The organism is Caulobacter sp. AVps18 (assembly GCF_058681425.1).
On sequence record NZ_CM178737.1, the window covers coordinates 2,209,216 to 2,231,251 of the forward strand.

Genomic DNA, 22,036 nt, shown 5'->3' on the forward strand with positions numbered 1-22,036 from the left:
GCGCAAATCGCTTCATGCGCGAAGAGCCTCCCCAAGGGATCGACGCACTGAATGGCTGACGCCGCCCTGCCAAAGACAAGTTCCTCAATGCCCAGCGCCAGTTCGCTGTGGGCTGGGGTTCTGCGCGGCGAAATGGGCCTGGCGGTTGGCGTCGTCGGCATCATCGTCCTGCTGATCCTGCCGGTCCCGCCGATGCTGCTGGACCTGCTGCTGGCGGTGTCGCTGACCGGCTCGGTCCTGATCCTGATGACGGCGGTTCTGATCAAGAAGCCGCTGGAATTCACTTCGTTCCCGACCGTCCTGCTGGTGGCGACCCTCTTTCGCCTGGGTCTGAACATTGCCTCCACGCGCCTGATCCTGGGCCATGGCCACGAAGGCGCTCACGGCGCCGGCGCGGTCATCGAGGCGTTCGGCAACCTGATGATGCAGGGCAATTTCGTCATCGGGGTGATTGTCTTCATCATCCTGGTGGTGGTGAACTTCATGGTCGTCACCAAGGGTTCGGGGCGGATCGCCGAAGTGGCGGCCCGCTTTACCCTGGACGCCATGCCCGGCAAGCAGATGGCCATCGACGCCGATCTGTCGACCGGCCTGATCGACCAGGAAACCGCCAAGCAGCGCCGCAAGGACCTGGAGCAGGAAAGCACCTTCTTCGGGGCCATGGACGGCGCGAGCAAGTTCGTGAAGGGCGACGCCGTCGCCGGTCTGATCATCACCGGCATCAATATCGTCGGCGGCATCCTGATCGGGGTTATCCAGCACAAGATCCCGATCGGTCAGGCTTCGGCCACCTATACGCTGATGACCATCGGCGATGGCCTGGTCAGCCAGATCCCGGCCCTGATCATCTCGATCGCTGCCGGTATGGTCGTTTCCAAGGCCGGCGTCGAAGGCTCGGCAAACGCGGCCCTGACCAAGCAACTGTCGATGAACCCGGTAGCGCTGGGCATGGTCTCGGCCTCGTCGGGCGTCATGGCCCTGATCCCCGGCATGCCGATCATCCCGTTCGCGGCCCTGTCGCTGGGGGCGGGGTTCCTGGCCTATCGTCGCTCGATCAACGCCAAGCTGCCCCAGCCCATTGATCCGGCTATCGCCGAGGCCGCCGCGAGCGAGCCGGAGGAAGAGCCGATCAGCGCCTCGCTGGCCATCGACGACGTCAAGATCGAGCTGGGCTATGGCCTGCTGACCCTGATCAACGACCTGGACGGCCGCCGCCTGACCGATCAGATCCGCGCCCTGCGCAAGACCCTGGCCACTGAGTTCGGCTTCGTCATGCCGCCGGTGCGCATCCTCGACAACATGCGCCTGGCCAACCAGGGCTATGCGATCCGTATCAAGGAAATGGAAGCCGGGGCCGGCGAGGTGCGCCTGGGCATGCTGATGGCCATGGACCCGCGCGGCGGCCAGGTGGAGCTGCCCGGCGAGCATGTGCGCGAACCGGCCTTTGGCCTGCCCGCCACCTGGGTGGCCGACGACCTGCGCGAGGAAGCCACCTTCCGGGGCTACACCATAGTCGATCCGGCCACCGTGCTGACCACGCACCTGACCGAGATCCTCAAGGAGAACATGGCCGACCTTCTGTCCTACTCTGAGGTGCAGAAGCTTCTGAAGGACCTGCCTGAGGGGCAGAAGAAGCTGGTCGATGACCTGATCCCCTCGGTGGCCACGGCCACGACGGTGCAGCGCGTGCTGCAGGCCCTGCTCAAGGAACGGGTCTCGATCCGCGACCTGCCGCAGATCCTGGAAGGCATCGGCGAGGCGGCGCCCCACACCAGCTCGGTCACCCAGCTGGTCGAACAGGTCCGCGCCCGTCTGGCCCGCCAGCTGTGCTGGGCCAATCGCGGCGAAGACGGCGCCTTGCCGATCATCACCCTGTCGGCCGACTGGGAGCAGGCCTTCGCCGAGTCGCTGGTCGGCCCGGGCGATGACAAACAACTGGCCCTGGCCCCCTCCCGCCTGCAGGACTTTATCCGGGGCGTGCGCGAGGCGTTCGAGCGCGCCGCCCTGCAGGGCGAGGCTGCCGTCCTGCTGACCAGCCCCGGCGTCCGGCCCTATGTCCGCTCGATCATTGAGCGCTTCCGGGGCCAGACCGTGGTGATGAGCCAGAACGAGATCCATCCCCGGGCAAGGCTCAAAACGGTGGGCATGGTCTGACGCTGGTCGGAACCGTTGGGACCGGGCTGCGTTAAATCAGCCAGGGCACGGGGCAATACCGACATCGACGGAGCGTCACCATGACTACCAAACTTGCCTACCTCGCCGCCGCATCCCTGACGTTTGCCGGCGCTGCGCTTGCTCAACAGGCACCCAAGACCACCACACCGGCCGCGTCCCCCAGCGCTGACGCTGCGGCCACGCCCAGCTCGGCCACCGTCGCCACCGACTTCAAGGCCGGGACCGAAGTGAAGGACGCCGCCGGCGTGATCGTCGGCACGATCTCGGGAACCAGCGTGGCCGCCGACGGCTCGATCAATGTCGTGATCACCAGCGGCGACGTGAAGTTCGCCCTGCCGTCAGCCAGTCTGGCCACTACGCCCGACGGCGTCACCACGACAGCGACCAAGGCCCAGATCGACGCGACCCTTGCCGGGGCCAAGCCGCAGTAGCGGCTTTTCGACGGCGGACTGTATGGCCCGCTCGGCATTGCCGAGCGGGCTTCGCGCTGATAGCGATGCGCCGGTTAGGGCGGTTCTCGCCGACTTCGGGTGTGTCGTATGTCTTCGGTCAAGAAAGCCAATTCCAGCGGCGGCCTGTTCTGGGACCTGCTGACCTTTGACCGCCTCGTGACGGGTCCGGTGATTCACCTGATCTATTGGGCAGGCCTGGGCGTGGTGGCCCTGTTCGCCTTCTCCGTCATGGGCGCAGCCGTCGGGCTGGCGCTGAAGGAGCCGGGCCTGCAATCGCTGCTGCTGGCCTTCCCCGTGCTGATCGCCGGCCTGCTGGTGGCCGGGGCCATGGTGCTACTTTGGCGGGCGTTCTGCGAATTCTATGTGGCGATCTTCCGCATCAGCGAAGACCTGCGCGCCCTGCGCCAGACCAGCGACGCCGACCACGCCGCGTACCGTTCGCGGGCCCCGCGCGAGGGTTAAGCCCTAACCCGCAAACACCTTCGCCAGCGCCGCCAAGGCCGGCTTGGCGCGGTCCTGGCCGTCGAACAGGTTGGGCGTATCGGCGGCGTTTTCGCGTTTCAGCCAGGACTGGTTGTCGCGCAGGCCCCAAACCGTGAAAGCCCAGCGCTGGCGGGCGGGCAGGGCCATGAAGGCCTCTGCGGTCTCGACATAGGTTTCCAGCTGCCGCCGCTCGAGGTCGGCGCGCGAGGTCATCCAGCCCTTGGCGCGGACGATCGACACATCCAGCTCTGACACATGAACCGGCAGGCCCAGGCTGGCCAGGTCGCGCATCATGGTGGTGATCTGGCCACGCGGGATGTCGGCGGCCACGTGCATCTGGGTTCCCAGCCCTGTCAGCGGCGCGCCCGAGGCCAGCAGCCGCTCGGCCAGCTTCAGGAAGGTGGCGCGCTTCTTGGGATTGTATTCGAGATTGTAGTCATTCAGCAGCAGGGCGGCGTCGGGATCGGCCTGCCGCGCCGTGCGATAGGCCAGGGCGATGTGCTCGAAGTCGCCCAGGCGTTGCGACCACAGGCTGTCGCGCCAGCCTTCGCCGTCTTCGGCCACCGCCTCATTGACCACGTCCCAGCCCACCACCTTGCCGCGATAACGACCGGCGACGGCCAGGATGTAGTTGATATAGGCCTGCTCGAAACTGATCCGGCCCTCATCCAGTTTTGCAAAGGCGTCGGGAACCTGGGCGTACCAGATCAGGGTGTGGCCCAGCAGGCCCAGGCCGTGACTCTGGCACCAGGCCGCAAGACGGTCGGGGGCGTCGAAGCGGAAAGACCCGTCCGGCTGGACGATGTATTCCATCTTCATCTGCCATTCGGGCGTCAGCTGGCCGACCTGGTCCAGGGCAATGGCGGTCCAGGCCGGATCATCCAGATTGACGGCCTGGGCGCAGGTTCCGACGGGAAAGGAGGCCACCGTCTTCAGGGGCGGCGCGTTGACCGGCGCCGGTTGGCTGGCGGCCTTGGGGCCACAGGCGGTCAGGGCCAGGGCCGAGCCCAGGACAGCGCGGCGGTCCAGGCCCGGCAGGGGCATCAGCGGCCGCCCATCGCCGAGCGTCGCAGGCCCAGCTCGTCCAGGGCCGCCGTTTCCAGTTGTCCCGCCTTTTTGCGCTGGGCCACCTTGGCGGCCTGCGCCACATGCTCGTACTTCTTGAGCGCCTCGAAGGCCTGGGAAAGGGCGTCGCGCGCGCCCTGTTCCTCGATCTCGGCCTGCTCGATCTGCACCACCATCTCGGCGCGACGGCGCTTGGAGCCCTCGCGGTAGCCGATCATGTACCAGCCGGAACCCGCGTCGTTCTCGGCCTGACGGGCCTCGGCCTCGGCCTCGGCGTCCAGCATGGCCACGCGCAGTTCGGCGGCCATGCGGCGCTCGACGATGTCGGCCAGCCGCTTTTGCAGGGTCTCGACCTCGTGGGTCGAGATGCGGATCAGGGAGGCGGCCCACTTGGTCATGCGTGGTCACTTTCAAGGATACTGGCCAGGTGTCCGAACGAGTCGTCGAGGCTGGTGGCCTCGTCCTTGTCCTGGCTGAGGAACTCTTCGATGGCGGGGTTCAGGCGAATGGCCCGGTCGACGATCGGGTCGGCCCCCGCGCGATAGGCGCCGATACGGATCAGCTCTTCCATGTTGGCGTAGGCGGCCATGACCTGACGGGCGCCTTTGACGATCTGTCGCTCGTGCTCGTACTGGCAGCCCGGCATGGTGCGGCTGATCGACTTGAGCACATTGATCGCCGGGAAGCGGCCACGCTCGGCGATGGCCCGCTCCATGACGATGTGGCCATCAAGAATACCGCGCGTGGCGTCGGCGATCGGCTCGTTGTGGTCGTCGCCGTCGACCAGCACGGTGAAGAGGGCGGTGATCGGGGCCGCCACAGTGCCGTCAGGCCGGATCGGTCCCGGGCCAGCGCGCTCCAGAAGCTTGGGCAGTTCGGTGAAGACGGTCGGCGTGTAGCCCTTGGTGGTCGGCGGTTCGCCGGCGGCCAGGCCGATCTCGCGCTGGGCCATCGCAAAGCGGGTGACCGAGTCCATCAGGCACAGCACTTCCAGGTCCTGGTCGCGCAAATATTCGCTGACCGCCAGGGTCATGTAGGCGGCCTGGCGGCGGGTCAGAGCCGGCTCGTCCGAGGTGGCGACCACGACGATGGCGCGCTTGAGGCCCTCTTCGCCCAGGGTTTCCTCGATGAATTCGCGCACTTCGCGGCCCCGTTCGCCGATCAGCCCCACCACGACCGCGTCGCAGGTGGCTTCTTTTGCGAGCATGGAGAGCAGCACCGACTTGCCGACGCCGGAACCGGCGAAGATGCCCAGGCGCTGGCCCCGGCAGGTGGTGGTGAAGACATTCATCGACCGCACGCCCAGGTCCAGGCGCTCGCCGACCCGGCCGCGCGCATGGGCCGGTGGAGGCGGGGTCTTCAAGGGGTAGGGCACTTCGCCCTGGGGCAGGGGGCCAAGCCCGTCGATGGGCTCGCCAAAGGCGTTGATGATGCGGCCCAGCCACGCCTTGGTGGGACGCACGCTGGCGCCTTCGGGCTGGATGCGGATCTCGGCGCCGGGGGCTACGCCCTCGACGGGGCCGAACGGCATCAGCAGGGCGCGGGTTTCGCGAAAGCCCACCACTTCAGCGGGCAGGGGCTTGGCACCCAGACGGTCGATCTCGACGCGGGCTCCGATCGCCAGCCGCGTCAGGCCGCCGCGCGCCTCGATCAGGAGGCCGTTTACGGCGGCCACCCGACCCGAGACGGTCAGCGGATCGATACGTTCGACGGCGGCGATCAGGCTACGCAAATCAGCTCTCTAAGGTGAGGTTTCATCCTCGACCGAGTGCGTTAACCAGCTGTGAAATTAGGGATGTGTTAGGGGCAGGTTGGCAGTGAAAAACGTCGTAACCGACGCGTTGAAGGTGTGGTGGAACGCCGCACGGTCAAAGCCTGGGGCGCTGGCGCAGATCGCGGCGGCGGCTGTCTGTCCCTGGGCGTTGCAGGGCGTCAGAAAGTCGAAATGCCCGGCGCCGGCGACAACGTGATACTCGGGCGGTCTGGGTAGGGCGGATTTCACCGCTGAGGCGTAGTCCGGATCGGGAAGGATCTCGTCGTCAGCGGCGCGCCACAGCTGCACGGGCAGGCTCAGCTTGCTCATGTCGCGGAAGGTATAGCCCAGGGCGGGTGCCGCCGAGACCACGGCCTTGATGCGCACATCGTGGGTCCAGGTCGGCAACACGGTGCTGACGGGAGCCGGGCGAGACGCCGTCAGCTTGCAGTCGAAATAGTCGGGATGGACCCGGCAATGTTCCAGGACCCGCGACAGGTCGGGCTTGCCGCCGGCCGCTGCCAGCACTGTGAAGCCACCCGACGAGAACCCGAACGCGCCCACCCGGTTGGGATCAAGGGCGGCTCTCATCGGCCAGTTGGCCGTCATGTAGTCGATGACCAGCGACAGCTGGCGGGGGCGGTTGGCCATGTCGGTGGCCTTGCTCTGGTCCTGATAGTTGTCACCGGTATGGGTCAGGGCCGCGACAACAAAGCCCGCTTCGGCCAGGGCCTGGGCGGTGTCGGCATGGCTGCCGAAGAAGCCGCCATTGCCGTGCGACATCACGATCAGCGGCAGGTGATCGCCCCTCAACGGCGCGCCGGGGGCCACGGTCTGGTTTGCGATGCCAAGGGCCATCGGCTGGGCAGGGGCGTCGGTGGGGTACCAGACGCCGACCGTGATCAAGGCACCCAACGGATCGGCGGCCTGCACGACCATGAAGCCGGCATTGGCCGCCAGGGCTGGCGAAGCGCACAGTCCGGCGGCGAAGGCGAGAGTGGCGAAGGGATGACGAAGCGACATGCAGGTCCTCAATGGCTGTGAGGCCTTGCTGATGCGCTGCACGGCATCCGCTCGCCATCCCACTTTCGCGAACGGGCGAACGGGTTCGCGACCGGGCGAACGGTCGCTATAAGTCGGCCATGTTCGCTGAGATCGAAAAAGCGCCGCTGAGGGGGACCGTCCGGGAATGGGCGACGGATCTTGCCGTGGCCGTTGCGATCGGTGTGCTGCTGGGTCTGATGGGGCCGTTCGGCAGCTATCTGAACGGCGGGCCATGGCTGCGGATCGGTTATTGGACGGGCAGCATCCTCTGCGGGATGCTGTTGTTCGGCGTCCTGACCCGTTTGCTGGTCGGCCAGGCTCGCCGGTTCGGTTCCCCGGACTGGTCGGTGGTTCCTGTCGTGATCCTGCTGGGCTCGCTGATCCAGGGTCCGCTGACGCGCTGGGTCGCGATCGCGATCTGGCCGGACCTGCAGCACCTGGTGTCGGGCTTGCAGTGGTATGGCCAGTGCGTGGCGACCTCGACGCCGATTGTTGTTGGCTACTATCTGCTGCGCGTGAGGCGGCGGGCCGCCGACGGCTCGGGCCAGTCACGCGTGCCGGCCAAGGTTCAGGTCGTCGAGCCGCTGGCCTCGGGCGAGGTGCTGTGCCTGCGGATGGAGGACCACTATGTGCGCATCCACAGTGCGACCGGTTCGCGGCTTGTGGCCGGACCGTTCGAGCGGGTGATCGCGCGTTTTGACGACCGCGAGGGTATGCGGGTCCATCGCTCATGGTGGGTGGCCCGCTCGGCAGTGGTCGGGATCGAGGCCGAGGGGCGCAATCTCCGGCTCCTGCTTGTCAATGGCGTGCGCGCGCCGGTGTCCCGTGCCTCGGTCGCCCGGCTTCGGGAGGTCGGATGGCTGCCGCCGGAGCGATGACCGGCGACCCCCTGTCACGAGCGAAGTCTCACGAGCGCTGTGTCACGGGGCTCTGCCGGGGGGAGCTTGCGGCGGACTACGGGTCTCATCAGAACCTTAGCGACAGAACGCCGCAACAGGGCTTTTTTGCCCGCTTCCGGTCGCGCTCTCGCCAAGGACCTGGCCTGCGGAATAGTCGGCGCAGCGACTGGGTTTGCTGATTTCACGACCCAGCAGAAGCCGCTTTGTCGGGCACCAAAGTTGGGCCCGATGAATTTGCGCTGCGACTCAGCGACAGCTTGCACCCGATTCGCAAATCAGATTAACCATTCAGCCAACGAGATCATTCACCATTAACCAGTCTTAAATTAACTCGCCTGCAAAGTGCAGCCAGGGTTAATCAGGCGGCTTCCGCCAAGACGTCGAATAACGCCACCGAGTGGCGTGGAGGGGCTCATGCGCGTACTGTTGATCGAGGATGACAGCGCAACGGCGCAGACCATCGAACTGATGCTGAAGTCTGAAGGCTTCAACGTCTATACGACGGATCTTGGCGAAGAAGGCGTGGATCTGGGGAAGATCTACGACTACGATCTCATCCTGCTGGACCTGAACCTGCCTGACATGAGCGGCCTGGATGTTCTGCGCACCCTGCGGGTTGCGAAGGTGAACACGCCGATCATGATCCTGTCGGGTTCGTCGGAAATCGACACGAAGGTCAAGACCTTCTCGGGCGGCGCCGACGACTACATGACCAAGCCCTTCCACAAGGACGAGATGATCGCGCGTATCCACGCCGTGGTCCGTCGTTCGAAGGGTCACGCCCAGTCGGTCATCAAGACCGGCGACATCGTGGTCAATCTGGACGCCAAGACGGTGGAAGTGAACAGCAACCGCGTTCACCTGACCGGCAAGGAATACCAGATGCTGGAGCTGCTTTCCCTGCGTAAGGGCACGACCCTGACCAAGGAAATGTTCCTCAACCACCTGTATGGCGGCATGGACGAGCCGGAACTGAAGATCATCGACGTGTTCATCTGCAAGCTGCGCAAGAAGCTGGCGGCTTCGGCCCAGGGCAAGCACCACATCGAAACCGTCTGGGGCCGCGGCTATGTGCTGCGCGACCCGAATGAGCAGGTCAACGCCGCCTAAGGGCGACGAACCCGTCAGACTTCGGAAGACGCCCGCCTCTCAAAGGCGGGCGTTTTTCTTTGTTGGTCATGGGCTTGGCTGATCTGACACCGGCCGTGACAAAAGGCCCGAAGCACCGAATAGTGCTTGCTGTCTGCGGGCTCTGTGGCCATGTTCCGCTCCGATCATGCTGGGGGGCGCCCGGACATGTCGCTTGATCCATCGCGGCATCGAAACCGTAGGGGGACCGATGCAGGAATTTGACCCGCGACGCCGGACGCTCCGTCTGGCGCCCCGGCTTCTGACCGCAGTCGCTGGCCTGGCCGCTCTGGGCCTGGGCTGGAAGCTGACGACAGCCGACGTCCAGACTCCTGAAAAAGCCCCGCTGGACCCCGCCTCGATGGCGGCCTTGCAGCATGTGGCCTTTGCCGGCGCCGAGGCCCAGCCAGGCTTTGACCGTCCCCAGAATATCCCCGTCAAGGTTCGCCCCGGCGAGACCCTGGAAGGCGCCGTGCAGCGCGCCGGCGTCACCGCCAACGACGCCCGCCAGGTGGTGGCCACGCTTCAGGGCGCCATGGACACCGTCAACATCAAGGCCGGCATGGCCTTCGAGGCCGCCATCGCCCAGCGCCGCAGCCAGAGGGGCCCGGCGCGCCTAATCGGCCTGTCGATGCGCACCAGCCCCTCCTCGACCATCACCGTCTCGCGCACCTTCGACGGCGCGCTGAAGCTGCGGGAGTTTGAGGAGGAGGTCCGCGACGAGACCAAGGTGGCCTGCGGCGAAATGGACGGCTCGTTCTATGAGAGCGTGGCCAATGTGGGCGGCACCCCGGCGGTGATCAGCCAGGCGGCCAAGCTGTTTTCGCACAAGATCGACTTCTCGCGCGATATCCATGACGGCGACCGCTTCTGCCTGGTGTTCGGCCGCAAGGTCACCGAAAGCGGCCGCACCATCGAGGCCGGTGACCTGGACTATGCCGAGGTCAAGGGCCAGCGCTTCTACGGTTTCGAGCGCGACGGCAAGCCGCAGTTCTTCGATGAGACCGGCAAGAACATCAAGGGCTTCCTGCTGCGCACCCCGGTGGACGGCGCGCGGATCACCTCGACCTTCGGCGCTCGCCGCCATCCGATCCTGGGCTTCAACCGCGCCCACAAGGGCGTGGACTTCGGCGCGGGCACAGGCACGCCGATCCTGGCGGCCGGCGATGGCGTGGTTGTGGAGGCCCGCCGTTGGGCCGGCTATGGCAACTGGCTGCGCATCCGCCACGCCGGCCAGTGGGACACCGGCTATGCCCACATCTCGCGCTATGCGCCGGGCGTACGGGCCGGAACCCGTGTCCGTCAGGGGCAGGTCGTGGCCTATGTCGGCTCCACCGGCATGTCGACCGGTCCGCACCTGCACTATGAGGTTTGGTTGAACGGTCAGCGGGTCAACCCGATCGGGGCCAAGGTCCCGCAAGGCACGATCCTGACCGGCAGCGAGCTGGCGGCGTTCAGGTCCAAGAAGTCCCAGATCGACCGCATGCTGGCCGACGGCGGCGTGGTCACGGCCAGCGCCGACACGCCCAAGCTGGCCCTGGCCGAGTTGAAGACCGGCGCGGCGCCGAAGCTTCGTTAAGCCGCTGTAGGCGGCCGACCTCAGCTCAGGCTCTGCATGATCGCCGGACCGCCCATCAGGGGATCGGTGAACGAGTCGGCCCCGGTTTCCAGACGACCGGCCAGGCGCCGCAGATAGCCGGCCTCTGCGTCGATGCGTACGGTCAGGTCGTACCATCCGCCTGCCGATGCAAAGGACCAGGCGCGCCGGATGGCCTGACCCGGCTTAAGCTCAGCCTGCCAAACGGTGCCGTCGCCTTGCGAGGTTACGGTCATGCGCCGGGTCAGCGATCCGTCGTTCCGCAGGACCAGGGTCAGCTTGCGCCCGCTGCAGGTGGCCTCGACAACGGGATCGCCTCCTGGCTGGCTGCCGACCAGATGGCGATGGAAGCCGTTGGGCCCCAGCAGCCATAGGTCATAGGCCCCGTCCGGCCAGGCGTCGTTCAGCGGCTTGCCCGGTTCGAGCGTATAGCGGCGCGGCGGCAGGTCGAGGCGCAGACGATCATAGGCATGCAGCACGACGGCCGCCTGACCGTCCGTGCCCAGGGCCAGTCCGAGCGCGCTGTCGCGGACCGTTTCGACCACCGACGGCGCATAGGGCAGGGCGCGCGACAGGCGGACTCCGCTGGCCTGGATGGGAACCTGCGGCAAGGCCGGTGTCGGCGGCGTTGTGCGTCCCGGCAGGGCTCCGGCGCGGCGAGCGTCGTCCAGGGTCGCGGGCAGGCCCTCGACGAAGGGTTTGTCATTGGGGGTACGGAAGTCAAAGGCGCTGGTCAGGTCGCCGCAGACCGCGCGCCGCCACGGCGAAATGTTGGGCTCCATCACCCCGAAGCGCTTTTCCAGGAAGCGGATCACCGAGGTGTGGTCGAACACCTGGCTGTTGACCCAGCCGCCCCGGCTCCAGGGCGAGATCACATACAGCGGCACGCGCGGCCCCAAGCCATAGGGGCGGCCCATCAGGTCGTCGCGCTCGTCCTTGGCCTCGGTGGGATTGCGGACCTGATGATACTCGGCCGCCGTATCGACGGTCGAGCCGCCCAGCACGGCACCGGGCCTGGCCGGATCGTGCGAGGGCGGGGCGGGCGGCGGCACGTGATCGAAAAAGCCGTCGTTCTCGTCGAACATCACCAGCAGCACCGTTCGCGCCCAGACCTTGGGATTGGCGGTCAGGGCGTCCAGCACCCGGGCGGTGTAGTCGGCGCCCTGGGCGGGGCTCGACGGCCCGGGATGCTCGGAATCGGCGGCGGGAGCCACGAGATAGGAAACCTGCGGCAGGGTCCCGTTCAGCACATCCTCGCGCAGGCCGTCCAGCTTGCGGGTCGACAGGCCCAGTTCCGCCAGACGCGGATCCGCGCCGGGAACCTGGGCATGGCTGTCGCGAAAGCGCTGAAAGCCGGCCATCGGGTTGTCGGTGAAGTTGTCGTCCATGTCCTGATAGACGCGCCAGGTGATCCCGGCGGCCAGCAGGCGCTCGGCATAGGTGCTCCAGCGATAGCCCTCGGCCGCGCCGCCCTTGGTGGCGAAATCGTCATGCGAGTTGGAGATCGAAGGCCCGCCGTCGCGGCCGGCCGGATCATTGGTCCCGCTCCACAGGAACAGGCGGTTGGTGTTGGTGCCGGTCTGGGTAGCGCAGTGATAGGCGTCGCAGAGGGTGAAGCCGTCGGCCAGGGCGTACTGGAACGGGATGTCCTCGCGCCGGAAATAGCCCATGGCGTGGGCGTGCTTGCTCTCGGGCCAGCGGTCCATGCGGCCCTGATCCCAGGCATACTGGGCATCAGGCCAGCTGTGGGGCGTGCCCTCCACCCGCATGTGGGCGAAGGTCTGGGCGCTGTTGAGCGGAAAGGGCGAGATCAGCGGCGGGCCATCGGCTGACTTTCCATTGGCCTGGGTCCAGACCGTCTTGCCCTTGCGGCCGGCGATATCGGCGACGGGGATTGGAAAGCGGTCTGCAAAACCCCGAACCCCGTTCAGGCTTCCGAAATAGTGATCGAACGAGCGGTTCTCCTGCATCAGGATCACCACGTGCTCGACATCCTGCAGGGTCCCGCGTCGGACGTCGGCGTCGATCGCCATGGCGCGGGCGATGGCGGGGTGGGCCGCCAGGGCCCCGACCGCCGACAACATCAGATGGCGACGGTCAATCGAGTGCACGGGAAACCTCGGTCCTGCTTGGTCTGGACCAGATACTGCCCCTGTATGGCGCTGGCGTGACAGTCCGCCTCACCCTGAAAATCTAATCCACCCCGGCCACAGCCAGCAGGGCCGCCAGGCCCACCTGCATGCCCTTGAGGCTCTCGGCCTTCTCCACGTCGATCCATTCGTCCAGAGCATGGGCGCGGCCCGCCTTGCCGCCCGAGCCGATGGTCACGGCGGGGATGCCCAGACTCATGGGCAGGTTGGAGTCGGTGGACGAGGCGCCATGCTCGGGCGTGAAGCCCAGCGCCGTGATCGCCGCGCCCGTCAGGCCGACGATGTCGGCCTCGGCCGGAGTCGAGCCGGCTGGACGCTCGCCGATCACCTTGGGATCCAGGGTGATCTTGCCGAATTTGGTGTCGCGGGCCGCGTTTTCGGCCGCTACGGCGGCGTCGAGAATGCCCAGCAGGGTCTTGTCCAGTTTTGCCAGTTCGGCGGCGCTTTCCGAGCGCATGTCGAACTGCATGAACACCTCATTGGGGATCGAATTGACCGAGGTGCCGCCACCCGTGACGCTGGCCGAATAGGTGGTCTTGGGGCTCTTGGGCGTCTCGATCGCATAGAGATCGACCACGCTCCTGGCCATGGCAGCCATCGGATTGACCGTGCCGAACGCGCCGTAGCTGTGGCCGCCCGGGCCCTTGAAGGTGACGTGATAGCGCTTGGAGCCCGTGCCCGCATCGACGATGCGGGCGGGGTCGGAACCGTCCATCGAGAAGAAGGCGGTGATCTGGCCCTTATAGGGGCCCTTGTTGAACAGATAGCGCACGCCGCGCAGGTCGCCGGGGCCTTCCTCGCCCACATTGCCGACAAACAGGATGTCGCTTTTGGTCTTGATGCCGGCCGCGTCCATCGCCCGCACATAGGCCAGCAGGGTGGCCAGCGAGCGGGTGTCGTCGCCGATGCCGGGAGCCATCAGTTTGGTGCCCTCACGCCGAACCTTCACATCCGTGCCTTCGGGAAAGACGGTGTCGAGGTGGGCGGCCATGACCACGAACGGCCCCTTGCCCTTGGTCGCCGTGCCGGGCCGCACGCCCATGACATTGCCCTCGGCGTCCATGGTCACATCGCTCAGGCCGTGGGCCTTGAGCATCTCCAGATAGGCTTTTGCGCGCGCCTCTTCCTTGAACGGCGGGGCGGGGATTTCGGTCAGGGTGACGATGTCGGCCACGGTGCGGTCGAAGTCGGCGTCGAGCTTGGCGACGGCCGCCTTGAAGGGCTTGGAGGCAACGATCCTGCCGACCGTCTTGCCATGGTCGGCCTTGCCCTGGGCGGCGGCGGGCGCGGCCAGGGCGGGGGCTGCGACCAGCGCCGCCGCGACGGCGATCAGCGAAACGGAGCGGCGAAGGAGGTGGGGCATGCGGCGAGAATCCCTGACTGGCGGGAGGAGCCTAAAGCATTTTCAGACGAAGTGGACGCCGGTTCGTCGTCAGAAAATGCGTTAAAACAAAAGACTAGAGCCTTTCACCGATCCAGTCGGATCGGGAAATGCTCTGGGGAGGCCTTCGAAGTGTCATCCTGTGACACCTTGCAGATGCAGTTTCGCATCCTCGCCGGTTTGAGCGGCAAGTTGGGGAGGCGGCGGAGCGTCCGGGCCAGGCCCGGAGGGGTTTGTAGAGGAGTACCGTTTCGGCCTGAGCCGGAGCGCTCCGCGCGGCTGGCGGACGAAAGCCTTCGGGGCGCGGGGTTTTAACCCGCTTCCGATCAGAGGCCCCAAAAATGCGAAGAGAGGGCGGGCAGGCAGGACAGCGATCCCGCCTGGACCGCGCGAGCGATTTCAGCCCGCGCCTGGAGCGCTCGTGCGGGCGTCGCCGAAGGTAACTCCCGGTGGTCCGGGCCTGGCCTCGACACGGACAGCCCCCGCAGGACCGCTCCGCTCCGCCAGACCCCAGCGGGCCCTCGACGACGGCCGACGGGCGCGACCCGCTCAACCGCCCCCACCACCCGTCAGGTCGCCAGCTGGACGGCCTCCCCAGTGGTGGGGCGAGAGTGATTATGCCGGAGGTTCGCGGGGGGCTGCGTCGATTTTCGATCGTGACGCTGGGGGGCGGGGGGAGGGCGTTGAAATCGTTGGGCGCGGGCGGGCCTATCCCCGTGCGGGCACGGGGATAGAGGGTGGTGGCCATGTCGAGTTTGCGCCAACATCAGCAGACTTTGAAATCACACCCGGATCTGTAGGCTGGCCGGACCCAGTCTGGGCATACTCTTGCGGATGAAGTGGCGACGCGATTCTCGTGAGATCCGCGTCGCCTATGCGGCTCGGAACTCAATTCCCCGGCGTGTAGACGGGCAGGTCGACGCCACCCGCCTGGACCCTGGCGAGGGTGTCGCCCAGGTCCTTGCGCTCTTCTTCATTACCGGAGGCGTTGATCAATCCCTTCAGCGCCTCACTATAAGCCGTCCGCATGGCGTCGGACGCGGGCACGGACAGGTTGGGCGTGACCCCCACGTGCTCCCAGTTCGTCTTGGTGACGGGATTGATCGATCGGCGATTGGGAATGAAGGCGACAAAACCTTTGGCGATCAGCTGGAGGTTACCGGGATTGGCACCTCCTCCGGTTGTCTCGCCGACCACGACAGCGCGCTTCTGCGCCTGCAGATCATAGGCGCACTCCTCTCCGCCTGAGAATGTTTCATGCGAGGTCAGAACATAGATCGGACGGGTATAGCGCGGGCTGGCGGAAGGTTCGGTCCAGTAGGTGCGCGTGGATCCATCTCGCCGATCGTAGATATCGTTCAAGTGCCTGGAATCCTGCTCAGCGAAGAAGTGACTGAGCAGGTGGCGTACGCCGTCGGGAAAGCCGCCACGGTTGCGACGCAGGTCTATGATCAGGGCGTCGCTGCCGTCGAGCAGCCGGACGGCGGCGTCGATCGCGGGCGCTGCGAACTCCGCTGGAAAGAAGCCCCGAATGTCGAGATAGCCGACATTCCCCGGGAGCCGCTGTACACGCCGGATGCCGTAGGCGTCCTGAGCCATGGCCGCGCGCGTATCGAAGGCTTCCTGGGCGGTCAGGCCTTGCGACGACGGCGGCGGGGTGAAATCGGGAGCGAACGTCACCTGCAGATGGCGATCGGCCGCGAACTCTCTCACGTCTCGGGTCAGGTGGTCAGCAAAGGCCGCCACTGTGGCGTCACTGGCGTAGGCGCCTTGCGCCAGCCGGTTGAGGAGGCGTTTTTCCGTCGCCCCCGCCACGTCGGGGAAGACATAGCGGGCGCGAAGCTCTCGTCCAAGCGCCTGGACCACGACCTCGCGGTCGGCCGCCGTGACGATGTCTGTCGATGAGGGGGCGGCGGCGGCTGGGAAAGCGAGAGCGCAGATCATGAGTGCGGAAAGGGCATATCTCATCTTGGACCTCCATCTACTAATTGATTAGGACATTGGGGCGTGCAGCGCGGGCCGACGCGGTCTCTCCGTGAGGCCACGTGTTGGCTTGGCTCCCTAAACCTGGCCTGGTGCGGCCGAGGTCGCCTCAGCTAGGCCGCTGAATCGGGTGCTGGGGGCGGCGGGGGAAGGGCTGGAGGCGGAGGCGCCCTTAAGGCAGGAACCGGCGGCGGCGCGGGTGCGGCAAGTGCGGGGATCGGGGGCGGCGCAGGTGCTGCAAAAGCAGAAACTGGTGGCGGCGACGGCGCGGCGAGCACTGGCAGCGATGGCGTTTCCAGCCTGGCGCGGCCTGATCTCGACAGCGTCTTCGTCGGGCGAGTTGCGAGCGTGTAGGATTTTGAACCCGCGATCTCGAGCCCGGGCGAAGCGGCTGGCGGTGGCGCGGCGGAGGTCGCAATCGCCGGCGTCAGATGGAGGGCCAAGACAGCGGCGGCGCTTGCGGCAATCATGACGCCTAGTGGGGCTCGCCACGGCAAGTCGGGCCTTGGGGCGGAGCGCAGCAAGCGAGCCACGCGTCCAAGCGTCTTGCCGCCTCGGGCCGCCAAGGCGAGCGCTGGGATCGGGGCCCGCAGTCTCTCGAGGACGTTGAGCGCTTCGGCGACGATCAAAGCGTCTCCGACCGCCTCGGCCGCGAGATCGTCGCAAGCGTTTTCGCGCTCAATGCGGATGCGTCCGCTCAGCCACCAGACGGCCGGATGATAGAACATCACCGTTTCGACAAACCACTGCAGTTGGCTCCACACCCAATCGAGCCGCCGGATATGCGCCAATTCGTGAGCGAGGACGGCTTCGATCTGCTCGGGCGTCAGGCGGGCGAACAGGGTGACGGGCAGCCAGATCACCGGTCGCAACACCCGCGCCGTGCAGGGAGCCCCCATTGACACCAGGCGGACCGCGATCTCACGGTGAACGCCGAGCGCACGCCTCAACTCTTCGACGCGGCGGCGCCATTCCACGGGCAGGGGCTGAGCGAAACTACGCTCCAAATCCCGCAATCCCAGCCATCCGCCCGCGAGGCGGATCGCATTGAACGCGACGCCGCCAAGCCACAGCCAGCGCAGTTCAACCGGCAATCTTACGCCGGAAAGGGTCAAGCCGCTCGCCGACAGTGCGCCCGGGGGCGCCAAGAGGTTGCAGGCCAGGGTGACGCCAGCCCACAGAGGCATGGCCAGAAGGAAGACGAGCGCGACGGCGTGCCGCGTTCTGGCGCTGCCGCGTTCCAGCGCGGCCAGGGTCGGGGCCGCCAGCAGGGCGATCAAGAGCCCCTGCCAAATGGAAGCCGTCAGAGTCGCCTCCAAGGCGGCCCCCGCATGCGAAAGGTCCCAGATCATGCCTGATCTTTCCTCAGCCGCGCGGACCTTGCGTCGGCGATCATTTCGGCGATCGCATCAAGATCTTCCTCGCTTGCGGTCTCGCTCGCCAGCGCACTTTGAACCAGTTGCACCGCCGAGCCCGAAAAGACGCGCTTCATGAGATCCTTCAACAGCGCGGATTGCACGACCGGTTCTGGATAGACGGCCGCGTAAAGGTGGCGCTTGGCCGACTCGTCCCTGCGTACGAGGCCCTTCTCGGTCATGATCGTCATCATCTTGAGCACCGTCGTATAGGCAGTGTCCTTGGCGTCTGACAAAGCCGCGTGGACCTCGCGGACCGACGTCGGCCGGCGAGCCCGCCACAGCACCCGCAATATCGCCAATTCGCCTTCGGTCGGATGGGGACCTCCCCCTGCGCGCGCGTCCCGCATCCTTGCCGCCGCCCTCAATATCTACTAATTAAGTAGTACTACCTAATTAGTACGAGTCAATCGCTGTTGTCGCCTCGATAGACGAGATAGCGCTCGATTGACCGCCATAGAGCGCTTTACGCCAAGGCCCAGGAGGCGCGAAACGCCATGCTCGGCGCTTGACGATCTAGGCAGTCGCTCAGTCAAACACGATCACCGACCGCGCCAATTCCCCCCGCTTGAGCTCGTCAAATGCCGAGTTGATCTCCTCCAGCTTGATGCGACGCGAGATCATGGCGTCCAGGTTCAGCTTGCCCGACATGTAGAAATCGACCAGACGCGGCATGTCGACCGGGAAGCGGTTGGAGCCCATGAAGCTGCCCTGGATGCGCTTTTCGCCCAGGAAGTCGGAGCCGTTCAGCTCGATCTTCACGCCCACCGGGATCATGCCGATGACATTGGCCGTGCCGCCCCGGCGCAGCATGCGGAAGGCCTGTTCGGCGGTGGCCTTCAGGCCGATGGCCTCGAAGCTGTGATGTACGCCGCCGCCGGTCAGCTCCTGCACCTGTTTGACCACGTCGCCGTCGCTGGCGTCGATAAGGTCTGTCGCCCCGAACTGTTTGGCCAGTTCCAGCTTGGAGGCCATGCGGTCGATGGCGATGATCCGGCCGGCCCCGGCGATGGCTGCGCCATTGACCGCCGCCAGGCCCACCCCGCCGCAGCCGATCACGGCCACGGTCTCGCCTGGGCGAACATTGGAGGTGTGGGTCACGGCGCCCACCCCTGTGAGCACCGAGCAGCCGATCAGGGCGGCGCGGTCGAACGGCATGTCCTTGCGGATGGCGACGCAGGCGTGCTCGTGCACCAGCATCATCTCGGCGAAGGACGACAGGTTCAGGAACTGGGCCATCTTGGTGTCGCCGGCTCCTGAGAGATCCTCGCGGAACAGGCGCGGTTCGTCGGTCTTGGCGCGGCGGGTTTCCGAGCTGATGCACAGGTTCAGGTGCCCGGTCAGGCACACCTCGCAGTGGCCGCAATAGGGGTTGAGGCAGGTGATGACGTGGTCGCCGACCTTGACCGTGCGCACTTCGGAGCCGATGGCCTCGACGATGCCGGCGCTCTCATGGCCCAGCACGGCGGGCAGGGCGTGGGAATAGGAGCCTTCGACGAAGTGCAGGTCGGAATGGCAGACGCCGGCGGCCTTGGTGCGGATCAGCACCTCGCGCGGGCCCGGCTTGCTGATCGACACAGTCTCGATCTGGAGGGGCTTGCCCACCTCGCGCAGTACCGCCGCCTTCATTCGCTCTCTCCCGCTTGTTTTGGCGGGAGACTATCGCCCTGGCCGGGCTAAGCGGAAGGGCTATTTGAACAAATGTTTGCCTTGGTCGTCAGGCGGCCAGCGAGGCCGGGCGCTCGGGGATGATCTGGTCCACCGCCAGCAGCACGGTCATGCCGGTGTCAGAGGTGATCACGGCCAGGACCAGGGGCGAATTGTCTTCGCCCATCGACGGCGGCAGGTTGATCTGGTCGGCATTGACGGTGAAGCTGTCGCAGACGGCGTCGACCAGCAGGCCAGCCACGTCCTTGCCGCTCTCGATGACGATGATCACCTGGCGGGGGCCATCGACGGCGACGCCCTTGCCCAGGCGCTCGGACAGGTCGATGACCGGCATCACCTGGCCGCGCAGATTGATTACGCCGCGCACATAGGGCGGGGCGTCGGGCAGCTGGGTCGGCGGGGTGACGCCGCGAATTTCGCGGACCGAATTGACCGGCACGCAATAGGTCTGGGTCCCGACCTCGAACGACAGGACCTGAAGGGCTTCGCCCAACTTGAACGCCACGCTGGTGGTCATGGAAGTCTCCGCTTGTTGACCGGTCGGATCGCGCTCGCGCGGGGTCCTGACCTTTGCAGCCTGCCCGCAATTGGTGAACAAACCGGCGCCGTCCAGCCCCATGTTTTCGTTCAGGTTCGGTTCAGCCAGCCGGCGTCAAGGTCGGGATCAAGGTTTCAGCGCCCCGTCACCGACGGGGCAGGACAGGGGAAAAGGGCATGGCCCGCAAGATCAGCACCACCATCGGTCGCGTCGCCGCCGGCCTTGCCGCCCTCTCCATGGTGGCCTCAGCCAGCGCTGCCTCGGCCGACCCGCGCGGTCGCCACTATGATCGCCACCACAATCGCCACCATGATCGTGGCAGCGACGTCGCCGGCGCGGCCATCGTCGCCGGGGTCATCGGCCTGGCGATCGGCGCGGCCATCGCCAGTGACGACAGCGACCGCTATGACCGCCCGCGCCGCGTGCGCAGCTACGCCCCGCCGCCGCCGCCCCCGCGTTATGGCTACGGGTATGGTTATGGCTACGACTACGCGCCGCGGCCCTATTACGAAGACTATGGCCGCGACTGCTGGACCACCCGCGACTATGACCGTCGCAGCGGCGCGGTCTATGAGCGCACGGTCTGCCGGTAAGCACCCGCTCAAGTCTCTGATTTCATGAGCTTCTTGCGATCCCTCGGTGAGCGGGTGGTCGCAGGCGGCGGCAGGATTACTGCGGTCCTGTCGTGCGAGGGACGGTCCCCCGGCTGACCCTCGCCAAGGCCCCGGAGCCCCCGCTCCGGGGCTTTTTCATGCGCCGCGCGGACTCCGCTTGCGATGAGAACAAAAAAGGAACATTTTGGAGCTCCCTTCCGGAGGTCCCGCCATGTCTATCGCCAGCCAGCCCGTGCAAACCTCTCGTTCGGCCCTCTCGGGCGCCTTGTCCGGGGGCGGCGAGCATGGCCGGGCGACAGAGGACCGGATGGAGATCGCCGAGGCGGTTCTGGCCGGCGCCTGGCGCACCCTGAGGGCGGCCGGCTTTCGCGAGGCCGAGGTCCAGGCCCTGTTCGACCAGATCGCCGACCGGCCCGAAGACCTGGCGCGACGGCTGCGCAAGATGGCCAATGCCGCAGGCTGAGCGACTTTTCCAACACTGCGACATTTGCGCGCATCCACGCGGGCCGCGGGGCCGTAGCTTTAGTCGAAAGCCTTCGCCTGGGTCCGGATCGTCAACGGTTCGGAAGCAGGCCCAGTCGCCCCCGCCGGACCGTCCCCAAACCAACGGCGGGCAAGCCGCGACGCCCTTCCGCCGTCGTCCCCGCCACGGCGGAGGGACGTCGATGGGCGGCGCGTCGTCCGGTTGTCAGGCCTGGATGATATTGAACGTCGATGGCGCGTCCACCGGTGCCGTCGCGGTGGGCGTGGCGGCGGGTTGAGCGGCGGGGGCCTGGCGCTGGAACTTCAGGCTGCGGCCCTGGAAGTCGGCCCCGGTCTCCATGGCCAGTTGCTCATGGGTGATGTCGCCCTCGACGTGGGCGGTGCCGTAAAGGCGCACGGCCTGGGCTGTCACGGCGCCCTTCACCAGGCCGTGGATCTCGATGGCCTGGGCGGCCACTGCGCCCTCGACCCTGGCGTTGGGGCCAAGGATCAGCTTGCCGACCCGGATATCGCCTACCACCACGCAGTCCAGGTGCAGTTCGCCGTCGCCCAGCACGTTGCCATGGATGGTGACGCCCTGGGCGATCATCGAGGCGGGCTTGGGGCGCGGCGGCGGCGCGGCCGGAGTTGGAGTGGCCAGGGGCAGTGGCGTCGGCGCAGCCTGGGGCAGCGCCGCCATGGCCTGGTGCACGGAGGTGTCTTTTTTCTTGGCGAACATCGGCGGGCGACCTTGTCTCGAAATGGCTCGTCGAGACTCTTGTCAGCAAGATGCGCGCCCTGGGCCTTTGCTCTGGTGGCCTGGGCGTCAGGCCCTGTCACTCACCGTCGCCACGGGCCGGTCGTCGCCTGGTGACAGCTCCTCGCGCCATTGGCCGTTGGCGTCTTCATAGCTGATGCCGGTGGTCTCGCCCGCGACCTGCTGCTCGGCCGCCACGCGCCGGGCGGCGGCCAGGGCGGCGTCGTGGGTGGGATAGGTCTCGGAGAACACCTCGCCCAGCTTATAGGCCCAGCCGCCGTCATGCGCGGCGATGTCATAGGTGATCTGGGTCATGGCGGGGGTTCCTGCTGCGGTGTGGAGGAGGAACGGGGCGAGGGCGGTGGTGGTTCCGGCGGGGGAATATACCTTCGGAGGTGTATTGCGATCTATGCAATCTATGAGAGATTTGGCGCTCCAACCACTCGGGGGCCACCAATGCCGCTATATCTTG

21 protein-coding genes are annotated in these 22,036 nt (G+C 66.5%); 8 read left to right on the forward strand and 13 right to left on the reverse strand.

Annotated features, from left to right (window positions below; genetic code table 11):
* Window positions 1-51: 51 nt before the first annotated feature.
* The 3 genes from flhA to ACW179_RS10100 all read left to right on the forward strand — a co-directional run bounded on the left by flhA (window position 52) and on the right by ACW179_RS10100 (window position 3,089).
* Window positions 52-2,154, forward strand: coding sequence for a flagellar biosynthesis protein FlhA (gene flhA / locus ACW179_RS10090; RefSeq protein WP_492064163.1), 2,103 nt, complete (start codon window positions 52-54; stop codon window positions 2,152-2,154).
* An 80-nt stretch (window positions 2,155-2,234) separates the two neighbouring features.
* On the forward strand, window positions 2,235-2,606 hold the full coding sequence (locus tag ACW179_RS10095; protein ID WP_492064164.1) for a hypothetical protein: 372 nt from the start codon (window positions 2,235-2,237) through the stop codon (window positions 2,604-2,606).
* Window positions 2,607-2,714: 108 nt separating this feature from the next.
* Window positions 2,715-3,089 (forward strand): DUF4282 domain-containing protein, encoded by a 375-nt coding sequence (locus ACW179_RS10100; protein ID WP_492064165.1) that lies wholly within the window; start codon window positions 2,715-2,717, stop codon window positions 3,087-3,089.
* A gap of 3 nt (window positions 3,090-3,092) precedes the next feature.
* On the opposite strand, the gene ACW179_RS10105 is transcribed toward ACW179_RS10100, so the two are convergent.
* From ACW179_RS10105 to ACW179_RS10120, 4 genes are read right to left on the reverse strand one after another with little or no spacing between them, the layout of a single operon-like run.
* Entirely contained in the window at window positions 3,093-4,154 is a 1,062-nt protein-coding gene (locus ACW179_RS10105; RefSeq protein ID WP_492064166.1) for an endo-1,4-beta-xylanase, read from the reverse strand.
* The gene (locus tag ACW179_RS10110; RefSeq protein WP_492064167.1) at window positions 4,154-4,573 is read right to left on the reverse strand and encodes a flagellar export protein FliJ; all 420 of its coding nucleotides are present in this window, start codon (window positions 4,571-4,573) and stop codon (window positions 4,154-4,156) included. The genes ACW179_RS10105 and ACW179_RS10110 overlap by 1 nt, the downstream gene beginning before the upstream one ends.
* Window positions 4,570-5,907 (reverse strand): flagellar protein export ATPase FliI, encoded by a 1,338-nt coding sequence (gene fliI / locus ACW179_RS10115; protein ID WP_492064168.1) that lies wholly within the window; start codon window positions 5,905-5,907, stop codon window positions 4,570-4,572. Before fliI ends, ACW179_RS10110 begins: the two co-directional genes overlap by 4 nt.
* 57 nt (window positions 5,908-5,964) lie before the next feature.
* Complete coding sequence (locus ACW179_RS10120; RefSeq protein ID WP_492064169.1) at window positions 5,965-6,951, reverse strand: alpha/beta hydrolase family protein; 987 nt, start codon at window positions 6,949-6,951, stop codon at window positions 5,965-5,967.
* Window positions 6,952-7,070: 119 nt separating this feature from the next.
* Here ACW179_RS10120 and ACW179_RS10125 point away from each other — a divergent pair, with 119 nt between their 5' ends.
* The 3 genes from ACW179_RS10125 (at window position 7,071) to ACW179_RS10135 (ending at window position 10,578) form a co-directional block, all read left to right on the forward strand.
* Window positions 7,071-7,850 (forward strand): LytTR family DNA-binding domain-containing protein, encoded by a 780-nt coding sequence (locus ACW179_RS10125; RefSeq protein WP_492064170.1) that lies wholly within the window; start codon window positions 7,071-7,073, stop codon window positions 7,848-7,850.
* A 435-nt stretch (window positions 7,851-8,285) separates the two neighbouring features.
* Window positions 8,286-8,981: a response regulator transcription factor CtrA gene (gene ctrA / locus ACW179_RS10130; RefSeq protein ID WP_492064171.1), complete on the forward strand. Its 696-nt coding sequence runs from the start codon at window positions 8,286-8,288 to the stop codon at window positions 8,979-8,981.
* A gap of 229 nt (window positions 8,982-9,210) precedes the next feature.
* Entirely contained in the window at window positions 9,211-10,578 is a 1,368-nt protein-coding gene (locus ACW179_RS10135) for a M23 family metallopeptidase (RefSeq protein WP_492064172.1), read from the forward strand.
* 20 nt (window positions 10,579-10,598) lie between these two features.
* Here ACW179_RS10135 and ACW179_RS10140 read toward each other — a convergent pair whose 3' ends face one another.
* The 7 genes from ACW179_RS10140 to ACW179_RS10170 form a co-directional block, all read right to left on the reverse strand.
* A complete protein-coding gene (locus ACW179_RS10140) occupies window positions 10,599-12,680 on the reverse strand; it encodes a phosphocholine-specific phospholipase C (protein ID WP_492064288.1) in 2,082 nt (693 codons plus the stop codon).
* A gap of 109 nt (window positions 12,681-12,789) precedes the next feature.
* Window positions 12,790-14,109: a M20/M25/M40 family metallo-hydrolase gene (locus ACW179_RS10145; RefSeq protein ID WP_492064173.1), complete on the reverse strand. Its 1,320-nt coding sequence runs from the start codon at window positions 14,107-14,109 to the stop codon at window positions 12,790-12,792.
* A 906-nt stretch (window positions 14,110-15,015) separates the two neighbouring features.
* On the reverse strand, window positions 15,016-15,993 hold the full coding sequence (locus ACW179_RS10150; RefSeq protein ID WP_492064174.1) for a S41 family peptidase: 978 nt from the start codon (window positions 15,991-15,993) through the stop codon (window positions 15,016-15,018).
* Between the two features lie 230 nt (window positions 15,994-16,223).
* Window positions 16,224-17,462, reverse strand: a complete 1,239-nt coding sequence (locus ACW179_RS10155; protein WP_492064175.1) for a M56 family metallopeptidase — start codon at window positions 17,460-17,462, stop codon at window positions 16,224-16,226.
* On the reverse strand, window positions 17,459-17,875 hold the full coding sequence (locus ACW179_RS10160) for a BlaI/MecI/CopY family transcriptional regulator (protein WP_492064176.1): 417 nt from the start codon (window positions 17,873-17,875) through the stop codon (window positions 17,459-17,461). Before ACW179_RS10160 ends, ACW179_RS10155 begins: the two co-directional genes overlap by 4 nt.
* Window positions 17,876-18,053: 178 nt before the next feature.
* Complete coding sequence (locus tag ACW179_RS10165) at window positions 18,054-19,154, reverse strand: Zn-dependent alcohol dehydrogenase (protein ID WP_492064177.1); 1,101 nt, start codon at window positions 19,152-19,154, stop codon at window positions 18,054-18,056.
* Window positions 19,155-19,242: 88 nt separating this feature from the next.
* Window positions 19,243-19,710, reverse strand: coding sequence for a chemotaxis protein CheW (locus tag ACW179_RS10170; RefSeq protein WP_492064178.1), 468 nt, complete (start codon window positions 19,708-19,710; stop codon window positions 19,243-19,245).
* Window positions 19,711-19,907: 197 nt separating this feature from the next.
* Between ACW179_RS10170 and ACW179_RS10175 the strand changes: the two genes are divergently transcribed.
* Window positions 19,908-20,324 (forward strand): hypothetical protein, encoded by a 417-nt coding sequence (locus ACW179_RS10175; RefSeq protein WP_492064179.1) that lies wholly within the window; start codon window positions 19,908-19,910, stop codon window positions 20,322-20,324.
* A 232-nt stretch (window positions 20,325-20,556) separates the two neighbouring features.
* Entirely contained in the window at window positions 20,557-20,808 is a 252-nt protein-coding gene (locus ACW179_RS10180) for a hypothetical protein (RefSeq protein ID WP_492064180.1), read from the forward strand.
* A 225-nt stretch (window positions 20,809-21,033) separates the two neighbouring features.
* Here ACW179_RS10180 and ACW179_RS10185 read toward each other — a convergent pair whose 3' ends face one another.
* Together ACW179_RS10185 and ACW179_RS10190 are read right to left on the reverse strand one after the other, a co-directional pair.
* Window positions 21,034-21,546, reverse strand: a complete 513-nt coding sequence (locus ACW179_RS10185; RefSeq protein WP_492064181.1) for a bactofilin family protein — start codon at window positions 21,544-21,546, stop codon at window positions 21,034-21,036.
* 87 nt (window positions 21,547-21,633) lie between these two features.
* Window positions 21,634-21,879, reverse strand: a complete 246-nt coding sequence (locus ACW179_RS10190) for a DUF2188 domain-containing protein (RefSeq protein WP_492064182.1) — start codon at window positions 21,877-21,879, stop codon at window positions 21,634-21,636.
* Between the last annotated feature and the right edge of the window lie 157 nt (window positions 21,880-22,036).